The 17,450-nt window shown below is 63.5% G+C and carries 13 protein-coding genes; 5 read left to right on the top strand and 8 right to left on the bottom strand.

Translation table 11 applies throughout. The features are described 5' to 3' along the window. Positions 1-35: 35 nt before the first annotated feature. The 5 genes from XI04_RS06415 (at position 36) to XI04_RS06395 (ending at position 4,870) form a co-directional block, all read left to right on the top strand. A complete protein-coding gene (locus XI04_RS06415) occupies positions 36-908 on the top strand; it encodes an NAD(P)-dependent oxidoreductase (protein ID WP_028145312.1) in 873 nt (290 codons plus the stop codon). 117 nt (positions 909-1,025) lie between these two features. Beyond that, positions 1,026-2,306 (top strand): sodium:proton antiporter NhaD, encoded by a 1,281-nt coding sequence (gene nhaD, locus XI04_RS06410; protein ID WP_271608274.1) that lies wholly within the window; start codon positions 1,026-1,028, stop codon positions 2,304-2,306. A gap of 137 nt (positions 2,307-2,443) precedes the next feature. Then, complete coding sequence (locus XI04_RS06405) at positions 2,444-4,039, top strand: sensor histidine kinase (protein ID WP_028145314.1); 1,596 nt, start codon at positions 2,444-2,446, stop codon at positions 4,037-4,039. 44 nt (positions 4,040-4,083) lie between these two features. Then, on the top strand, positions 4,084-4,287 hold the full coding sequence (locus tag XI04_RS06400; protein ID WP_271608275.1) for a DUF1289 domain-containing protein: 204 nt from the start codon (positions 4,084-4,086) through the stop codon (positions 4,285-4,287). Positions 4,288-4,315: 28 nt separating this feature from the next. Beyond that, entirely contained in the window at positions 4,316-4,870 is a 555-nt protein-coding gene (locus tag XI04_RS06395) for a TIGR02281 family clan AA aspartic protease (RefSeq protein WP_028145315.1), read from the top strand. A 5-nt stretch (positions 4,871-4,875) separates the two neighbouring features. On the opposite strand, the gene dusA is transcribed toward XI04_RS06395, so the two are convergent. From dusA to XI04_RS06355, 8 genes are all read right to left on the bottom strand, one after another. Further along, complete coding sequence (gene dusA, locus XI04_RS06390) at positions 4,876-5,868, bottom strand: tRNA dihydrouridine(20/20a) synthase DusA (RefSeq protein ID WP_271608276.1); 993 nt, start codon at positions 5,866-5,868, stop codon at positions 4,876-4,878. 354 nt (positions 5,869-6,222) lie between these two features. Next, positions 6,223-7,938, bottom strand: a complete 1,716-nt coding sequence (locus XI04_RS06385) for a PHA/PHB synthase family protein (RefSeq protein ID WP_271608277.1) — start codon at positions 7,936-7,938, stop codon at positions 6,223-6,225. Between the two features lie 117 nt (positions 7,939-8,055). Next, on the bottom strand, positions 8,056-9,432 hold the full coding sequence (locus XI04_RS06380; RefSeq protein ID WP_038946247.1) for a sigma-54-dependent transcriptional regulator: 1,377 nt from the start codon (positions 9,430-9,432) through the stop codon (positions 8,056-8,058). Beyond that, positions 9,405-11,321: a sensor histidine kinase gene (locus XI04_RS06375; protein WP_271611537.1), complete on the bottom strand. Its 1,917-nt coding sequence runs from the start codon at positions 11,319-11,321 to the stop codon at positions 9,405-9,407. Before XI04_RS06375 ends, XI04_RS06380 begins: the two co-directional genes overlap by 28 nt. Further along, positions 11,314-12,318 carry a cytochrome d ubiquinol oxidase subunit II gene (locus XI04_RS06370; protein WP_085967607.1) on the bottom strand — a complete coding sequence of 335 codons (1,005 nt, stop codon included), beginning with the start codon at positions 12,316-12,318 and terminating at the stop codon, positions 11,314-11,316. The genes XI04_RS06375 and XI04_RS06370 overlap by 8 nt, the downstream gene beginning before the upstream one ends. Then, on the bottom strand, positions 12,315-13,706 hold the full coding sequence (locus XI04_RS06365) for a cytochrome ubiquinol oxidase subunit I (protein WP_271611536.1): 1,392 nt from the start codon (positions 13,704-13,706) through the stop codon (positions 12,315-12,317). The genes XI04_RS06370 and XI04_RS06365 overlap by 4 nt, the downstream gene beginning before the upstream one ends. A 76-nt stretch (positions 13,707-13,782) precedes the next feature. Continuing rightward, positions 13,783-15,105: an NAD(P)/FAD-dependent oxidoreductase gene (locus XI04_RS06360; RefSeq protein WP_152103136.1), complete on the bottom strand. Its 1,323-nt coding sequence runs from the start codon at positions 15,103-15,105 to the stop codon at positions 13,783-13,785. A 50-nt stretch (positions 15,106-15,155) separates the two neighbouring features. After that, positions 15,156-17,432 carry an NADP-dependent malic enzyme gene (locus XI04_RS06355; protein WP_271608280.1) on the bottom strand — a complete coding sequence of 759 codons (2,277 nt, stop codon included), beginning with the start codon at positions 17,430-17,432 and terminating at the stop codon, positions 15,156-15,158. Positions 17,433-17,450 lie beyond the last annotated feature (18 nt).

The raw sequence follows: 17,450 nt of genomic DNA, 5'->3' as shown, positions 1-17,450 counted from the left end.
ACCGTAAAACTCAAGCTACGGACAAGGTACCACACATGGCTAAAGTCGCTTTCCTCGGTCTCGGCGTCATGGGCTACCCCATGGCCGGACACCTCGTGAAAAAAGGGGGCCATGAGGTCACCGTCTACAACCGCACCGCGGCCAAGGCGAAGGAATGGGCGGACAAGTTCGGCGGCAAGACCGCACCGACCCCGAAGGCCGCCGCTGAAGGCCAGGATTTCGTGATGTGCTGCGTCGGCAACGACAACGATCTGCGCGCGGTCACGATCGGCCCCGACGGCGCGTTCGCCGGCATGAAGAAGGGTGCGACCTTCGTCGACCATACCACCGCCTCCGCCGAAGTCGCGCGTGAGCTGGACGCGGCCGCGACCAAGGCCGGCTTCAGGTTCATCGACGCGCCGGTCTCCGGCGGCCAGGCCGGCGCCGAGAACGGCGTGCTGACGGTGATGTGCGGCGGCGCGCAGGACGCCTATGCCGGCGCCGAGCCGATCATCACGGGCGCCTATGCGCGGATGTGCAAACTGCTCGGGCCCGCCGGAAGCGGCCAGCTCACGAAGATGGTCAACCAGATCTGCATCGCCGGTCTGGTGCAGGGTCTCTCCGAGGGTATCCACTTCGCCAAGAAGAGCGGCCTCGACGTCGCCGCAGTGATCGAGACCATCTCCAAGGGCGCGGCGCAGTCCTGGCAGATGGAGAATCGCTACAAGACCATGAACGAGGACAAGTACGATTTCGGCTTCGCGGTCGAATGGATGCGCAAGGACCTCTCGATCTCGCTGGCTGAAGCCCGCCGCAACGGCGCCAACCTGCCGGTCACCGCGCTGGTCGATCAGTTCTATTCCGAGGTCGAGAAGATGGGCGGCAAGCGCTGGGATACGTCCAGCCTGCTCGCGCGCCTGCAGCGCTGAGGAGCGCATCGACGGTCGCTGCCGGGCAGCTGCGACCGTCCCCCCGGCCTTGACGCGGCGCCGCGTCGAGGTCTTGCAAGCGCATCGAGCCGAAGAACGAACACCGCGGGGACTGACTTGCTGAGCGTGATAGCCGTCGTCTTCATCGTTGCGTATGCGGCCATCGCGCTCGAACACCCGCTCGGCGTCAACAAGAGCGCCTCGGCTCTCCTTGGAGCCGGCCTGCTCTGGACGATCTACGCGCTGTCCGTCGGCGACGCCTCGCTCGTCAACCATCAGCTCGACGAATCCGTCGCCTCGACCGCGCAGATCGTCTTCTTCCTGATCGGTGCCATGACGATCGTCGAGGTGATCGACGCCCACAACGGCTTCGAAGTCATCACCTCGATCATCCGCACCACGAAGCAGACCACGCTGATGTGGATCATCGGCTTCGTGACGTTCTTCCTGAGCGCGATCCTCGACAATCTCACCACCACCATCGTGATGATCTCGTTGATCCAGAAGCTGATCGGCAGCAAGACCGATCGCCTGCTGTTCGCCTCGATCATCGTCATCGCGGCCAATGCCGGCGGCGCCTGGACCGTGATCGGCGACGTCACGACCACGATGCTCTGGATCGGAGGGCAGATCACTCCCCTCAGCATCATGAAGTCGGTGTTCTTGCCCTCACTGCTCAACCTGCTGATACCGCTGCTCATCGTTGGCTATTCCATCAAGGGGAAGGAGATCGTCCCTCCGCTGCAAGGCCAAGCACAGGCCCTCAGGGTCGAGGTGTTCGAGCGCAACTTGATGTTCTATCTCGGCCTTGGCACCCTGGTCGCCGTTCCGGTCTTCAAGGCCGTGACGCACCTTGCGCCTTTCATGGGTATTCTTTTCGGGCTTGGCATCCTCTGGCTGGTCGGCGAGGTCGTTCACCGCCACAAGGACGAGGATGCGCGGCGTCCCCTCACCCTCGCCCATGCGCTGACGCGCATCGACATGAGTTCCATCGTGTTCTTCGTCGGCATCCTCATGGCCGTCGCATGCCTGGAGCATGCTCGCGTGCTGGAACTGTTGGCGAAATGGCTCGACGCCACGGTCGGGCGTCTCGACGTCATCGTCATCCTGCTCGGCCTGTTGAGTGCCATCATCGACAACGTGCCGCTCGTCGCGGCCACGATGGGCATGTACAATCTGGTGCAACATCCGCCCGACAGCTTCATCTGGGAGTTCATCGCCTATTGCGCCGGCACCGGCGGCTCGATCCTGATCATCGGCTCGGCCGCGGGCGTTGCCGCCATGGGACTCGAGAAGATCGAGTTCTTCTGGTACGCCCGCCGCATCGCAGGCCCCGCCCTGGTGGGGTATCTGGCGGGCGCGATGGTCTACATCGCGCAGTACGCAGCGCTGCATTGACGGCGCAGGCGAGATTCAAAATTAACGCCGGGTTAACGTAATTCTTTAGCTCCTTAAGTCACCTCTTAAGGATTTCTTGCCAGAGATAGACAATGCAGAAGGCCCGCGTCCGGCGTGGGCAGGAATCGTGTTGCTTGATGAGTAACCCCGCTGAAAAGCCTGAGGTTGTGGAGCTTCCGGCCGAGCCGGTGAGCGCTCCATCGGCGAGCAGCCGAAGGGCTGCGGCGCAGCGGGTGCGCGAGGCGCGGGACAAGTTAACGTCGACCAGTGGAACCCGGCCGGCGTTCGACGCCGAGATGCTGCGCCAATACGCCCAGACGCGGCTGTCGGCTTCCTATGTCGTGATGCTGCTGGTGGTCGCGACCGGCGTGCTGTTCGGCCTGTGGATGCAGCCGATCCCGGCCGCGGCCTGGACCGCCGGCATGCTCTGCATCCACAGCGCCATGACCCGCAGTTGCCGGCGCTTCCTGACCGAGCCCGCCTCGCCCGCGGCGACGCGCGCCTGGCGGACGCGCTTCGTCGTGCTCGACCTGCTCTATGGCCTGTGCTGGATGGCGATCCTGATCCATCCCGTGCTCGACATGGTCACGGAATCGCTGATGATGTTCCTGATGCTGCTGGTGATCGCAGTGTCGAGCATGCTCGCCGCCAATCTGCCGATCGCAGCCCTTGCCGCCACCGCGCCGGTCGCGGTCGCCATGGCGCTGAGCTTCGTGATGACCGGCTCGCTGGACAATTACATTTTGGCCGCGCTCGCGCTCGCCGCCGAAGGCTATTTCGTGCTGCTGGCGCACCGCCTGCACTCCTCCACCTTCGCCACGCTGGAAGCGCGCGCCGAGAAGGACGCGCTGATCGGCGAGCTCGAACAGGCCAAGGCGATCTCGGACGAGGCGCGCCACCGCGCCGAATCCGCCAACGTCGCCAAGTCGCGCTTCCTCGCGCAGATGAGTCACGAGCTGCGCACGCCGCTGAATGCCATCCTCGGCTTCTCCGAGGTGATGAAGAGCGAGATCTTTGGCGCGCATGCGGTACCGGTGTACAAGGAGTACTCGGCGGACATCCATAATTCCGGCGTGCACCTGCTCAACCTCATCAACGAGATCCTCGACTTGTCGCGGATCGAGGCCGGCCGCTACGAGCTCAACGAAGAAGCGGTGTCGCTGGTCGGCATCGTCGCCGACTGCCATCACCTGATGAAGCTGCGCGCCTCCAGCCGTGGCATCACCATCCACGAAGTGTTCGAGCAGGCCATGCCGCGGCTGTGGGCCGACGAGCGCGCGATCCGCCAGGTCGTGCTCAACCTGCTCTCCAACTCGATCAAGTTCACTCCGCAAGGCGGCGAGATCTGGCTCAAGGCCGGCTGGACCGCCTCGGGCGGACAATATCTCTCGGTGCGGGATTCCGGCTCCGGCATTCCCGAGGACGAGATCCCGGTCGTGCTCGCCTCGTTCGGCCAGGGCTCCAACTCGATCAAGTCCGCCGAACAGGGCGCCGGTCTCGGCCTGCCGATCGCCAAGAATCTGATCGACCTGCATGGCGGCACGTTCACGCTGAAATCGAAGCTGCGCATCGGCACCGAGGTGATCGTCACCTTCCCGCCGGAGCGCGTGATGAGCGCGCTGGCGCCGCTGTCGGATGATTCCCCGCCGCTCCAGCCGGAGAGTTCCGTACTGCCCGAGGAGAAGCGCCGGCCGCGCCACAAGCCGATCATGAGCGCAGGTACAGGCTCCTAACCAGATGCTTGCAGACATGCCCGACAATCCCCCACTATGTCCGAATGAGCAAAGAAACGCCGTGCGTCGCCGTCTGCATGATCGATCCCAGGACCAAGCTGTGCTTCGGCTGCGGCCGGACCTTGCCCGAGATCGCGCGCTGGCACGCCATGGAAAGCGCGGACCGGCTCGCGGTCATGGCGCTGTTGCCGGCACGCATGACGGAAGCTGGACTGGCGCCGATCGCGGCATCGCCGAAACGCAACTGACCGGCCTGCTCGCCTGCGGAGGCGCGCGATGATCCGCTTCCTGCTCGTTCTCGTCATGCTTGCAGGCACGGCAGGCGCGGTCGTCGCCTATGGCGACCCCGAGCAGATCGCGCGCGCCAGCCACAAGGTCTCCCACATTTTTCGCGCGCAGACGGCAACGCCCGCTCCCGCCGTGCAGATCCCACGCGGCCAGGGCGGCGAATTCGCGCTGCGCGCGAAGATCAACGGCATCGCCGCGCCGATGGTGATCGATACCGGCGCGACGTCGGTGGTGCTGACCTGGGAAACCGCGAAAGCCATCGGGCTGCCGCTCGAGATGCTCGAATACGATGTCGACCTCGAAACCGCGGGCGGACATACCAAGGCAGCCCGCCTCACCCTCGACCGTCTCTCCGTCGGCCATCTCGTCGAAAAATCGGTGCCGGCCCTCGTCGTCCAGCGCGGGCAGATGAAGACCAATTTGCTCGGCATGAGCTTCCTCGACCGCCTGGAGAGCTGGGGGGTGCGCGCCGACAAGCTGATGCTGACCGGCTATCCCGAGCTTCAGAGCAGCCATCGCCGCTCGCGCACGGCGATGGATTAGCCGCCTTACGCCGCCTCGGCCGGCGCACGCGCACCGACGCACGCGATCGCATCGCGCAGCACCTCGAGGCCGGCGCCCGCCTTAACCCCCTGCTCGGCCAGATGGCGGCGGAAGGCCCGCGCGCCGGGCACGGCATGGAATGCGCCGACGAAATGCCGCGTGATCGCGTGCAGCCGCGTGCCGCGCGCAAGCTGCTGCTCGATATAGGGCATCATCGCCTCGAGCGCGTCCTGCACGGTCGCGTGCGGGCTCGCCTCGCCGAAGATCTCCCGATCGACGCCGAGCAGCCGCCACGGGTCCTGATAGGCGGCGCGGCCGAGCATCACGCCGTCGACATGTTCGAGATGCGCTCTCGCTTCGTCGAGGCCTCGAATGCCGCCGTTGATGATGACAGGCACGTCAGGCATCGCGCGCTTGAGCCGATAGACGCGCTCATAGTCGAGCGGCGGGATGTCGCGGTTCTCCTTCGGAGACAACCCGTTGAGCCAGGCCTTGCGGGCATGCACGATCAGTGCGTCGCAGCCGGAGGCGACCACCGCGCGCGCAAGCGCATCAAGAGCCACTTCCGGATCCTGGTCGTCGATGCCGATACGGCACTTCACCGTGACGGGAACCGCGACAGCCTGCTTCATCGCATCGACGCACCGCGCCACGAGTTCCGGCTCCGCCATCAGGCAGGCGCCAAAGCGGCCATCCTTCACGCGATCCGACGGGCAGCCGACATTGAGATTGATCTCGTCATAGCCGAACGCCTCGCCGATCCGCGCAGCCTGCGCCAGCTCGCGCGGATCCGAGCCGCCAAGCTGAAGCGCCACGGGATGTTCGCTCGCGTCGAACCCAAGCAGCCGCTCCCGGTCGCCATGAATGACGGCGCCCGTCGTCACCATCTCCGTGTAGAGCAGCGCCCGCCGCGTCAGGTGGCGGTGGAACACCCGGCAGTGCCGATCGCTCCAATCCATCATGGGGGCTACGGCGAATTTTCGTTCTAAGCTATTCATCTTATTGAGGTATTTTAACTTCGATCAGCCCTTTGTGTAATTGGACCGACTGAGAATTCTCATTTGACGAGGCTTCCGTAGCTTGGCTCTTCTAGGACGATATTTGCATGAATTGGAAGCGGAAATCGCTTCTTCGGATTCTCAATGCACACGTCAGACGGAGGCCGAGGTGTGCATGTGCAGTCTAAGCGCTTCGCTCGCACTTTTCTGAGGCAGCCCTCAACAACTTATCGATGTCGCCAAACGGTACGAAGAGCAATCCATCATCTAATGATGAGGTCGCCTCGCTCAGCGATTGCTCGAACTGCCAGCTCTTCCGAGATCTTCCAATCGCTCCATGACCGTTCAGCGAAGTCAGTTTGCCTTCGCTTTCACATATCGGCCTGGTGCCACTTCCCCCGGAGGATAGAGGTTGCTGCCGAGTTGCGTCCGGGCGGGCACCTGATCTTCAGCCCACGGCTTGAGCCACGCGATCCAATCGTTCCACCAACTGCCTGGCTTTTCGTCAGCGCTCGCAAGCCACGCCGCCGGGTCTTCGCATCGCTTGTCCGACAGCCAATAGCTTCGCTTGTTCTTCGACGCAGGGTTGATCACGCCGGCAATGTGCCCACTCGCTCCGAGCACGAAGCGGGTGTTGCCACTGAACAGGCCCGTGGTGCGATAGGCCGATCGCCACGGCACGATGTGATCTTCAACGGTCGCCAAGACATAGGCAGGCAGGTCGACTCGCCCCAGATCGACGGACGTGCCGCACATCGTCAACCGGTTCGGCTCCCGAAGTCTGTTCTCCAGATACATGTTCCTGATGTACCAGCAATACATCGGCCCCGGCAGGTTGGTCACGTCGGCGTTCCAGAACAGAAGATCGAAACGCTCAGGCGATTTTCCCTTCAGATAGTTGTTGATCACGTTCGGCCAAATCAGCTCCTTGGAACGCAGGGTTTGGAAGACGAACCCGAGCTCCGAGCCGCGGTAAATGCCGCCGTTGCCAATGGTCTGCTCGCGCTGCCGCACACCCTCCTCGTCTACGAACACGCCGAGATCCCCCGGTTCACGGAAGTCGAGCATCGTGGTCAGCAACGTCACACTGGCGACCGACTCGTCGCCGCGCGTCCGCAGGATCGCCAGCGCAGATGACAGAATGGTTCCTCCGACGCACCAGCCGACCACGTTGACCTTGTCGACACCCGAGATCGAGCGGGTCACCTCGATGGCGCGCATGGCGCCCTGCCCGACGTAATCGTCCCAGCCAAAGTGCCCGCACGAGGCATCCGGATTGCGCCAGGAGACCATAAAGACGGTCAGGCCGTGCTCGACCGCAAAGCGGACGAAGGAGTTGGCCGGTTGCAGGTCGAGGATGTAGAACTTGTTGATGCATGGCGGCACGATCAGCAGCGGCCGGGCCGTCACCTGCTCGGTCGCGGGTTCATACTGAATGAGCTGAAACAGCTCGTTCTCGAACACGACCGCGCCCCTGGATGCGGCGACGTCTTTTCCGACCTCGAACGCCTCCTCGTCCGTGATCGTCAGGCTGCCTCGGCCGAGATCGGCCATGAGATTGTCCAAGCCCGCCTTGAGGCTCTGCCCCTCGCTGTCCGTCGCAAGCTTTATGACGTCAGGATTGGTGGCGAGAAAATTAGTCGGGCTCATCGCCTCGACCAGCTGGCGCGTGAAGAAGCGCAGCCGATGCTTTTCCTTCTCGTCGAGATCGAGTGCTTCGACGAAGTCGACGCAATAGCGCGCATTGAGTAGATAGCATTGCTTGAGCAGGCTATAGGTGGCATTGTCCCGCCATTCCGTCGCGTTGAACCTGCGATCGCCGCGCGCGGGCTCGATGCCTGCTTCGCTCTGGACGCCGGCGGCCGATTTGAGGACATGCTCGGTGAGCTTGTACAGCCGCATCATGTGGTCCGCCTGCAATTGAGCGAGGCCTGACGAATTCAGAGCCGGGCCGGGATCGGCCCCGTTACGATCGCCCTTCGGCGCCCATCCGAGCGAGCGCCACAGGCTTTCACCCGCCTTCATGAAGCCCTCGACAAATTCGTCAGGCATGTTGAATGGCCGATTCATGGCGTTCCTCGCTTGGCAAGATTGATTGGTTCGTTGACGTCCGGTTTTCGGGCCGCTTCTGCCTGGCGCCCTTTGCCCCGCATGCACCGAGAGCTTGCCGTCTCATCCGCCGCGGTCTCAGGATCCGGAGCGGACGGTCGCGCCCTCCCTGATTCCGTCGACATTGACGCAGAGGCGCTTGATCTTGTCGTACAGCGTCTGCTTCGGAATGCTCAGAAGGGCAGCCGTTGCCTGGACATCGCCTTGCCTGCGCCGCAGCGCATCCTCGATGATCGATCGCTCGATGTTCTCCAGTTGCCGCGGCAATGACATATCGGACGCGCCGAAGCCCGACTTGTTGATCGACTTGCCGTCGAGGACACCGAGCACGAAACGGTCGGCGACGTTGCGAAGCTCGCGCACGTTGCCCGGCCACGAATAGGCCAGGAGGTGAGACATGGTCGGGTCATCCAGGATCGGGGCGTCGCGCTCGAAACGCCTGGCGGCATCCAGAGTGAAGTGCTCGAACAGCAGCGGGATGTCCTCCCGCCGTTCGCGCAGCGGCGGCAGCTCGATGAAAGCGACGCCGAGGCGATAGTAAAGATCGGCACGAAACAGCCGCTTTTCGCTGAGCTCCAGCAGATTCACCTTGCTGGCGGCCACGACACGGCAATCTACAGCGATCGGCTTGTTGGTGCCGACGCGCTCGATCGAGCGATCCTGCAGCGACCTCAGCAACTTGACCTGCACGCTGAGCGGCATGCTTTCGATCTCGTCGAGGAACAGCGTTCCGCCGCTGGCGTATTCGATCTTTCCGATCCGCTGACGCGTGGCGCCGGTGAACGCGCCGACCTCGTGGCCGAACAGCTCGCTCTCGACCAGCGATTCCGGCAGGCCGCCGCAGTTCACCGCAACGTAGTTACCGCCGCGGCGGCCGCTATGATTGTGCAGGCAGCGCGCCACCACATCCTTGCCCGTCCCGGTCTCACCATAGATCGTGACGTCGACATTGGTCGCAGCCAAGGTGGAGACCAACCGGCGCACCTCCTGGATCTGCGGCGACCGACCGAGCAGGCTGGCCTCGATTCCCTGGCGGTCCGCCAAGGCGGATCGCAACGATCGCACCTCGAGCGTCAGCCGCCGCTTCTCCGCCGCCCGGCGCACCACCGAGATCAGCTGCTCCGAGGAGCAGGGTTTCTCGATGAAGTCATAGGCGCCGGTCCGCATTGCCTGCACGGCCATCGAAATATCGCCGTGACCGGTGATCAGGATCACCGGCAGATCCTGATCCAGCCGACGCAGATCAGACAGCCAATCGAGGCCGCTGCGCCCGCGCAGGCGCACGTCGCAGACCACGACAAAGGGCATGTCGGCGCGCACGGAGCTGTGGGCGGTCTCGACCGAGGCAAAGCCCGAAACGGAAAATCCCGCAAGCTCGAGCGCCTGGACCCCGCCGATCCGGACGTCGTCATCATCCTCGACATAGATCACGCCGATCGATTGGTCATCGCCCATGCGGGAGCCGCCTCTGTAATCTCAGCCAATGGAAGGGTCACAACAAATTCGGCGCCGCTCGGCGCCAGGTTTCGCGCATGCAGCTCGCCACCGAACGAGCGTGCAATGTGGTTGGACAGCATCAGGCCCAGCCCAAGCCCCTTGCCCGCGGGCTTGGTCGTCACGAACGGCTCGAACATGCGCTGCAGGACGTCGGGGGCGATCGCGGGCCCGCTGTTGCTGATCGCAATGCGGCAGCGCGCGCTCTGCGCCTCCTCCCTGCCCGCCCGGATCAGGATCGACTTCGGCTCGACATTCTCCACCGCATCCAGCGCATTCGCCACGATGTTGCACAACAGCTGCTCGAGCCGCGTCTGATCGGCGATGACGCAGAGTTTTGCGTCAATGTCCGTCGCGACGGCAACCCCGCCCTCCTTGACTCGCCCGGACAATATTTTGAGCGATTCAGCCACGGCCCGCTCAACGGAAACCGCGCCAAGCGGGCTGCTCGACTTGTATGCGAACACCCGCAACTGGCCGGTCAGGCGTCCGAGCCGCCGCACCAGCTCGCCAATGCGGGTGAGATTTCCACGGGCATCTCCGATTGATCCGCGGTCGACCAGCAAAACTGCATTGTCGGCGGCCGTCTGCAAGGCCGCCAAGGGCTGGTTCAGTTCATGAACGATGCCCGCCGACATCTGGCCGAGCGCGGCCAGCTTGCCGGCATGAACGAGTTCATCCTGCGTAGCGCGCAATTCGGCTGTGCGCTCCTGCACCCTGGTTTCGAGCATGTCGTTCGCCGCCTGCAATGCGGCCTGGCTCGCCAACCGCTGCTTGATCTCTCTGCGGCGTTGCTCCACAAGTCCAAGCGCCAGCAGCGCGACGAGGGCGGCTAATCCCGATATGACCCCGATGACGAGCGCAGTCTGCCGTATGGGCGCCTCGTCGTCGAGAAGCACGAGTTTCCACAGCCCGCGGTTGATCGGAAGCTCGCTGACGGTATAGGCGGTGCCGTTCTCCGCGGAGATCCGTGCCGTGCCGTTCTCGGACTGGGCGACGAAGGTCCATCCGAGCGGCGCAAGATCGTGGTTTCCGTAGGGCTTGGATCGCGCGATGTCATCGCGCGTTTGAACCGACAGCGGCTCCATCGGGCGATAGCGCCACTCGTCGCGAGAGGCGAGTATCGTGACCTTGCGCTCGTCGACCAGTAGAATGTCGTTGTCGATGTTGCGCCACGCCCGCTCGAACGAATCCAGATTGACCTTGACGGTCGCGATCCCCTTGGTCGTCCCGCTGTCCTTCAGGGCATAGGACAGATAATAACCGGCGCGCGCGGTGGTGATACCGACACCGAAGAATGCACCGCGACCGTTCGCAAGCGCTTCGCTCACATAGGGACGATACGACAGGTTTTCGCCGAAGGGTGTTCCGGGCTGGTCGAAATCGGCCGCGGCCAGGGTCGCGCCGGTGACACCGAGGACGTAGAGGTTGTCGGCCCCCGCCAGCAGGTTGATCGATTTCAGATAGAGGCTGACGGCTTGCTGCAACGCGGGATCGCCGGGCGCCTCCAGCAGCCGGAACACGCCGGGGGACGTCTCCAGGAGAGACGGGAGATACTCAAATCTCGAAAGATGGCCGTCGAGTCTGGCAGCCTCGACGGCCAGCCGCTGCTGGGCCGCGGCGTGCAGATGGTCCAGTCCCCGGCGGAACATGACCGCATATCCGAGCCACGCCGCGGCGGCGACCAACGCAAGGGCAAATGCACCGCGAATGAACCAACGCGTGGAAGCAGGCGCCACCGAACCAACCTTGGCAGGCTCCTTGACGTTCACCAGGGATGAGAGCTCCGCCATCTTGTGAACCAGCACAAACCCGGGAGCGCCGGCAATTGCGGCAGGCCACTCACGCATAGTCTAACTCTATGGTCTTGCCCCGGAATACGCGATAGGAAAATCCGGTATAGGCGATGATGACCGGCAGCGTCACGCAGACCCCGATCAGTATGACTCGGAGCGACTCCGGACTGCTGGCGGCCTGCCAGACCGTGAGCCGGTCGATCACGACATAGGGGTAGATGCTATAGCTGAGACCAAGGAAGCTCAGGAGGAACACGAGCACCAATAGCGCGAAAGGCAGCCAGCAAAGCGCGCCGCGCACGGCCGGTGCACCCAGCAGAAGGCGGACCGTCAGCAGCGCGACGCTGGACGTGATCGGGATCGAGGCCACCGCGATCATCGCCGGCAGGGTGAACCACCTGATGCGGACCGTCTCGCTGATCCACGGCGTTGCCATCGAGATCAGGATCAGACCGAGAACCATGGGTGCGAAGGCGATCTTGCTCCACTCGATCGCCTTCTCCTGCAGCTCGCCATGCGTCTTCATCACAAGCCACGTCGCGCCGAGCAGTGCATAGGCCATCGGCAACGCAATCGCGATTGCGCCGGCGAAGATCGGATAATTCCAGCCTTCGCCGAACCCGCTGATGTAGCGGCCGAGCATCCAGCCCTGGCACACCGACGCCAGCATCGACCCGGCGATGAACATGCGATCCCACATCGCCTTCCGGTCGGCTTTGGCCTTGACCCGGAAATCGAAAGCTGCACCGCGCAGGATCAGGCCGACCAGCATGAGCGCGGTCGGCAGGTACAATTCCGACAGGACCAGTCCATGCGCCTTTGGGAAGGCGACGAGGAGAAGGCCGACGCCGAGGACGAGCCAGGTCTCATTCGCATCCCAAAACGGGCCGATCGAGGCGACCATGGTATCCCGCTCGTCCGGCGTCGCCCGATGCATCAGCATGCCGACCCCGAGATCGTAGCCGTCGCTCACGACATAGACGAGCAGCGATACGCCCATCAGTCCGATGAAGATCAGTGGCAGAAGCTCGTCGAAGGACATCGACATCATGCGAACTCTCCGCGGCTCTGATAGCGAAGCGGATCCTGTGCAAGGTCCTCCGACGTGACCGCCGCCGGACGCTTTTCCGGCTTCTCCGACATATATTTCAGCACGCCGACATAGGCCACCAGCAAGCCCACATAGAGGGTCACGTAGATGACCAGGGTCAGCGCGATGCTCGCCGATGGAACGCGCGAGGCGACCTCGCTCGTTCGGATCAGGCCTGACACGATGAACGGTTGCCGTCCAATCTCCGTGACGTACCATCCGGCGATGGTTGCCACCCATCCGGCAAAGGTCATTCCCGCGAACAACCTGAGCAATGGCCGCGGCATCAGGGAAAACTCCCAACCGTCGCGCCAATGCCTCCAGAGGCCGACCCAGCTGACGAGCAACATCAGGATGCCCGTTCCCACCATGATCCGGAACGACCAGAACAGCGGCAGCACCGGCGGATGCGCCGATGGAAACTCGTTCAACCCCTTGAGCTCCCCGTCAGGATCGTGACGGAGGATAAGGCTCGCGAGTTTCGGCACGGCCAGTTCGAAATGGTTCGACCGGGTCGCATCGTCGGGAATCGCGAACAGAAGCAGCGGCGCGCCGCGCGTGGTTTCCCAGATGCCTTCAACCGCCGCGATTTTCTGCGGCTGATACTTGAGCGTATTGAGCCCGTGAAAATCGCCCGCCACGATCTGCGCCGGCGCGGCCAGGGCCGCGAACACGAGCCCGGTTCGCAGCACCCGCGAGGCGCTCGCCGTCGCGACGCCCTTGAGGAGCTGCCAGGCGCTGATCCCGATCAGCAGGAACGCGCACGTCAGCGACGACGCAAGCACCATGTGGACGAAACGATAGGGAAAGGACGGATTGAAAACGATCTCCAGCCAATTCCGTGCATGGAACTGGCCGTCGACAATTTCGTATCCCGCCGGTGTCTGCATCCAGGAATTGAGGGCGAGGATCCAGAACGCACTCATCAGAGTGCCCAGCGCCACCAGAAAGGTCGCCCCAAGGTGAATTGCTTCGCCGACGCGGCGGTGGCCGAACAGCATCACGCCAAGAAAGCCCGCCTCGAGAAAAAAAGCGGTCAGCACCTCATAGCTCAGCAACGGGCCTGCGATATTGCCGACCCGCTCCATATAGCCCGGCCAGTTGGTGCCGAACTGGAAGCTCATGGTGACGCCACTGACGACCCCGAGCGCAAATGTCAGGGCGAATACCTTGGTCCACAGCCGATAGGCGCGAAGCCAGTCCAGCTTCTGCTGTGGGTCGGTTGCGCGCAGATGCTTCAGGCGGAAGAACAGCAGCACCCAGCCCAGGGCGATCGAGATCGATGGAAATAGAATATGAAACGTGATGTTCGCGGCGAACTGGATACGCGCAAGGAGCACAGCGTCCATCAGCATCCCCTCCGGGCTCGAGCCGGCGCCGGGTGCGCAACGGCCGACACGACATCCATCTCCTTCGCGACCGCAATCAATGAAGCTTGACGTGCGGCTCGGTCCGCCGGGTGATCAGGCGGGCCAGCGTGTCGAGCGCCACCTTGGCCGGACCATGCAGGGCGTATTCGTGCATCTTGTAGAGCGACAGGTACATCATCCGCGCGAACAGCCCCTCGAAGACCAGGCTGCCGCCCACCAGTGCCCCCATCATCGAGCCGACCGTGCTGAACTCGCCGAGCGAGACCAGGGATCCGAAGTCCCTGTAGCGGTAATCCTTCAGCGCTTCGCCCCGCAGATGCCGCGGGATCTGGGAATAGAGATGCGAGGCCTGCTGATGGGCTGCCTGTGCACGCGGCGGCACATTGCCCCGCTCGCCCCATGAGCAGGCCGAGCAGTCGCCGATGGCAAAAATGTTGTCGTCGCGCGTGGTCTGCAACGTGGGCCGCACCACCAGCTGGTTGATGCGGTTGGTTTCGAGCCCGGCAATGTCCTTCAGGAAATCGGGCGCCTTGACGCCCGCGGCCCAGACGATCAGTTCGGCGGGAATGGTCCGCCCGTCCGTCAGGCTGACGCGGTCGGACCCGACTACGGACACCTTGGCGCCGACCAGCAGATTGACACCCAGCCTGAGCAGCAGTTTCTCCGTCTCCTTCGAGACGCGTTCCGGCAATGCGGGAAGCACCCGATCCGCCGCTTCAATCAGCGTGATCCTGACGTCCTTCTGCGGATCGACCTGATCGAGGCCGTATGCCACCACTTCGCGCGTCGTCCGGTGCAATTCCGCCGCAAGCTCGACACCGGTCGCACCGGCGCCGATGATCGCGACCTTCAACTGATGTTCGCCGAGCGGTGACGATTGGGCATGGGCGCGGATGCAGGCATTGACCATGCGTTCGTGGAACCGCTTGGCATCGACCTGCGTTTCGAGCTTGATCGCGTGGTCCACGACGCCCGGCGTGCCAAAATCGTTGTTCTGGCTGCCAATAGCCATGACGAGGATATCGTAGTCGAAGCTCCGCTTCGGCGTCACCTCGCGCCCTTCGCCATCGAGATAGGGCGCCACCAGCACCTGACGCCGCTCCCGGTCGATCCCGATCATCTCGCCGATCCGGTAACGAAACCCGTGCCAGTAGGATTGCGCGAGATAGTCGACCTCGTGGGCAGCGATATCCATGCTGCCGGCCGCGATCTCGTGCAGCTTCGGCTTCCAGACATGCGTGCGGTTGCGCTCGATCAGCGTGACGTCGAGCTTGCCCTTGCGGCCATATTTGTCGCCGAGGCGGGTCGCGAGTTCCAATCCTCCCGCCCCGCCTCCGACGATCACGATCCGGAGCTTTCCCGATTGCGCCTCACTCATGATGGCCTCGCCCGATCGCGTTCACAGTCCGCCCAATCGTGTCCTTCCGATCAGGCTCTCTCGGACACCGCATCCGCGGCTGCGACGGCAGCCATGTTCACGATGCGGCGGACGGTCGAGGATGGCGTGAGAATGTGGGCGGGCTTGGCCGCGCCGAGCAAAATGCCGCCGACCGTCAGCCCCTGCCCCGCAGCCATCCGCAAAAGATTGTACGAGATGTTGGCCGCGTCCAGATTGGGCATCACCAGCACGTTCGCCGGACCTACGAAACCGGAATCGGGAAACTCGTGGTCACGCACCGACTGCGACAGCGCCGCGTCGCCGCGCATCTCGCCTTCCACGGCCAGATCGGGCGAGCGCGCGCGGATGATCGTGCGCGCCTCCCGCATCTTGTGCGCCTCCGGCACCGCCGAGCTGCCGAAGCTCGAATGCGACAACAGCGCCACTCGAGGCGTGATGCCGAATCGCCTGACTTCGGCGGCCGCCAGCAGCGCGATGTCGGCAACCTGCTCGGCAGTCGGATTGAGATTGCAATGCGTGTCGCAGATGAACAGCTGATGCTGCGGGAGAATGAGCATTTGCATTACGGCGAGCGTCCGCACGTCGTCCCGCGTTCCGATCACGTTCTTGATCGCCGCCAGGTGATCGGCGGTTCGCCCGATCACTCCGCAAAGCATCGCATCGCCGATCCCTCGCTCGAGCAGGATCGACGCCAGCACCGTCGCATTGCTCCGCGTCTCCGACAGCGCGAGGGCCGCCGATACGCCATCGCGCCTCCTGCGCGCATGATACACGTCAGCGCATTTGGAATAGACCTGCGCATCGTGCGGATCGATGATCTCGCAGTCCTGGCCGGGCCTGAGCCGGAGACCGAAAGCCTTGATCTGCTGTTCGATGGTGGCAGGCCGGCCGAGCAACAACGGCTTCGCGATCCGCTCGTCAGCGATGACCTGTGCTGCCCGCAGCACGCGCTCATCCTCGCCTTCGGCCAGAACGAGGGATTTTCCGCTCCCCTTCGCCACCGAAAACACCGGCTGCATCGCATTGCCGGACTGGTAGACAAAACGGCTCAGCTTCTGCCGATAAGCGTCCATATCGGCGATCGGACGCCTTGCAACACCGGTATCGGCGGCCGCCTTTGCCACCGCCGGCGCAATCATCTCGATGAGACGTGGATCGAACGGCTTTGGAATGAGATAGTTGCGCCCGAAGCGAAGGTCCTCGCCCTTGTAGGCGGTTGCGACCACCTCAGGAACCTCGGCCAGGGCGAGGTCTGCGAGTGCGCGGACCGTCGCAAGCTTCATCTCCTCGTTGATGGTGGTCGCACCGCAATCGAGCGCGCCACGGAAGATGAACGGGAAGCACAGGACGTTGTTGATCTGGTTGGGATAGTCCGAACGCCCCGTGCCGATGATCGCATCGGGACGAACCGCCAGCGCGTCTTCCGGCATGATCTCCGGAACCGGATTGGCCATCGCGAAGATCAGGGGATCGCGGGCCATCCTCTTGACCAGGTCTGATGTCAGCACCTTGCCGGCCGACAGTCCGAGGAAGATGTCCGCATCCTGGATGATGTCGTCCAGCTTCCGCGCATCCGTCTTCACGGCATAGCGCGCCTTGTTGTCGTCCATGCTTTCGGTACGGCCGGCATACACGACACCCTTGGCGTCGGTCACGATGATGCGCTCGCGGCGCAATCCAAGGCTCACGATGAGATCGAGGCAGGCGAGCGCCGCAGCACCCGCGCCGGAGCAGACCAGCTTGACCTCGGCGATGTCCTTCTTGACCAGCTTCAGCCCGTTGAGGATCGCGGCTGCAGCGATGATCGCGGTGCCATGCTGATCATCGTGGAAGACGGGTATCTTCATCCGTTCGCGGAGCTTCTTCTCGATGTAGAAGCACTCCGGCGCCTTGATGTCCTCGAGGTTGATGCCGCCGAAGGTCGGCTCCATCCGCGCGATCGTCTCGATCAGCGCGTCGGGATTCTCCTCGGCGAGTTCGATGTCGAACACGTCGATGCCTGCGAACTTCTTGAACAGGCACGCCTTGCCCTCCATGACCGGTTTTCCGGCCAGCGCGCCGATGTTGCCGAGGCCGAGCACGGCGGTGCCATTGGTGACGACGGCGACGAGGTTGCTGCGGGCCGTCAACACGTCCGCTTGCAACGGATCCTCGGCGATGACCAGGCAGGGCTCGGCCACACCAGGTGAATACGCCAGCGCCAGATCGCGCTGGGTGGCCATCGCCTTGGTCGGCACCACGGAGATCTTCCCCGGCGTCGGCAGGCGATGATATTCGAGTGCGGCTTCCCTGAGATCCTGGTCCATCGTGTTCCTCGACTTGAT

The sequence above is a fragment of the Bradyrhizobium sp. CCBAU 11430 genome (assembly GCF_028128855.1).
Classification (GTDB): Bacteria; Pseudomonadota; Alphaproteobacteria; order Rhizobiales; family Xanthobacteraceae; genus Bradyrhizobium; species Bradyrhizobium ottawaense.
The sequence above is the reverse complement of the archived record's forward strand: the minus strand, read 5'-3'. Positions and strand labels throughout refer to the sequence as shown.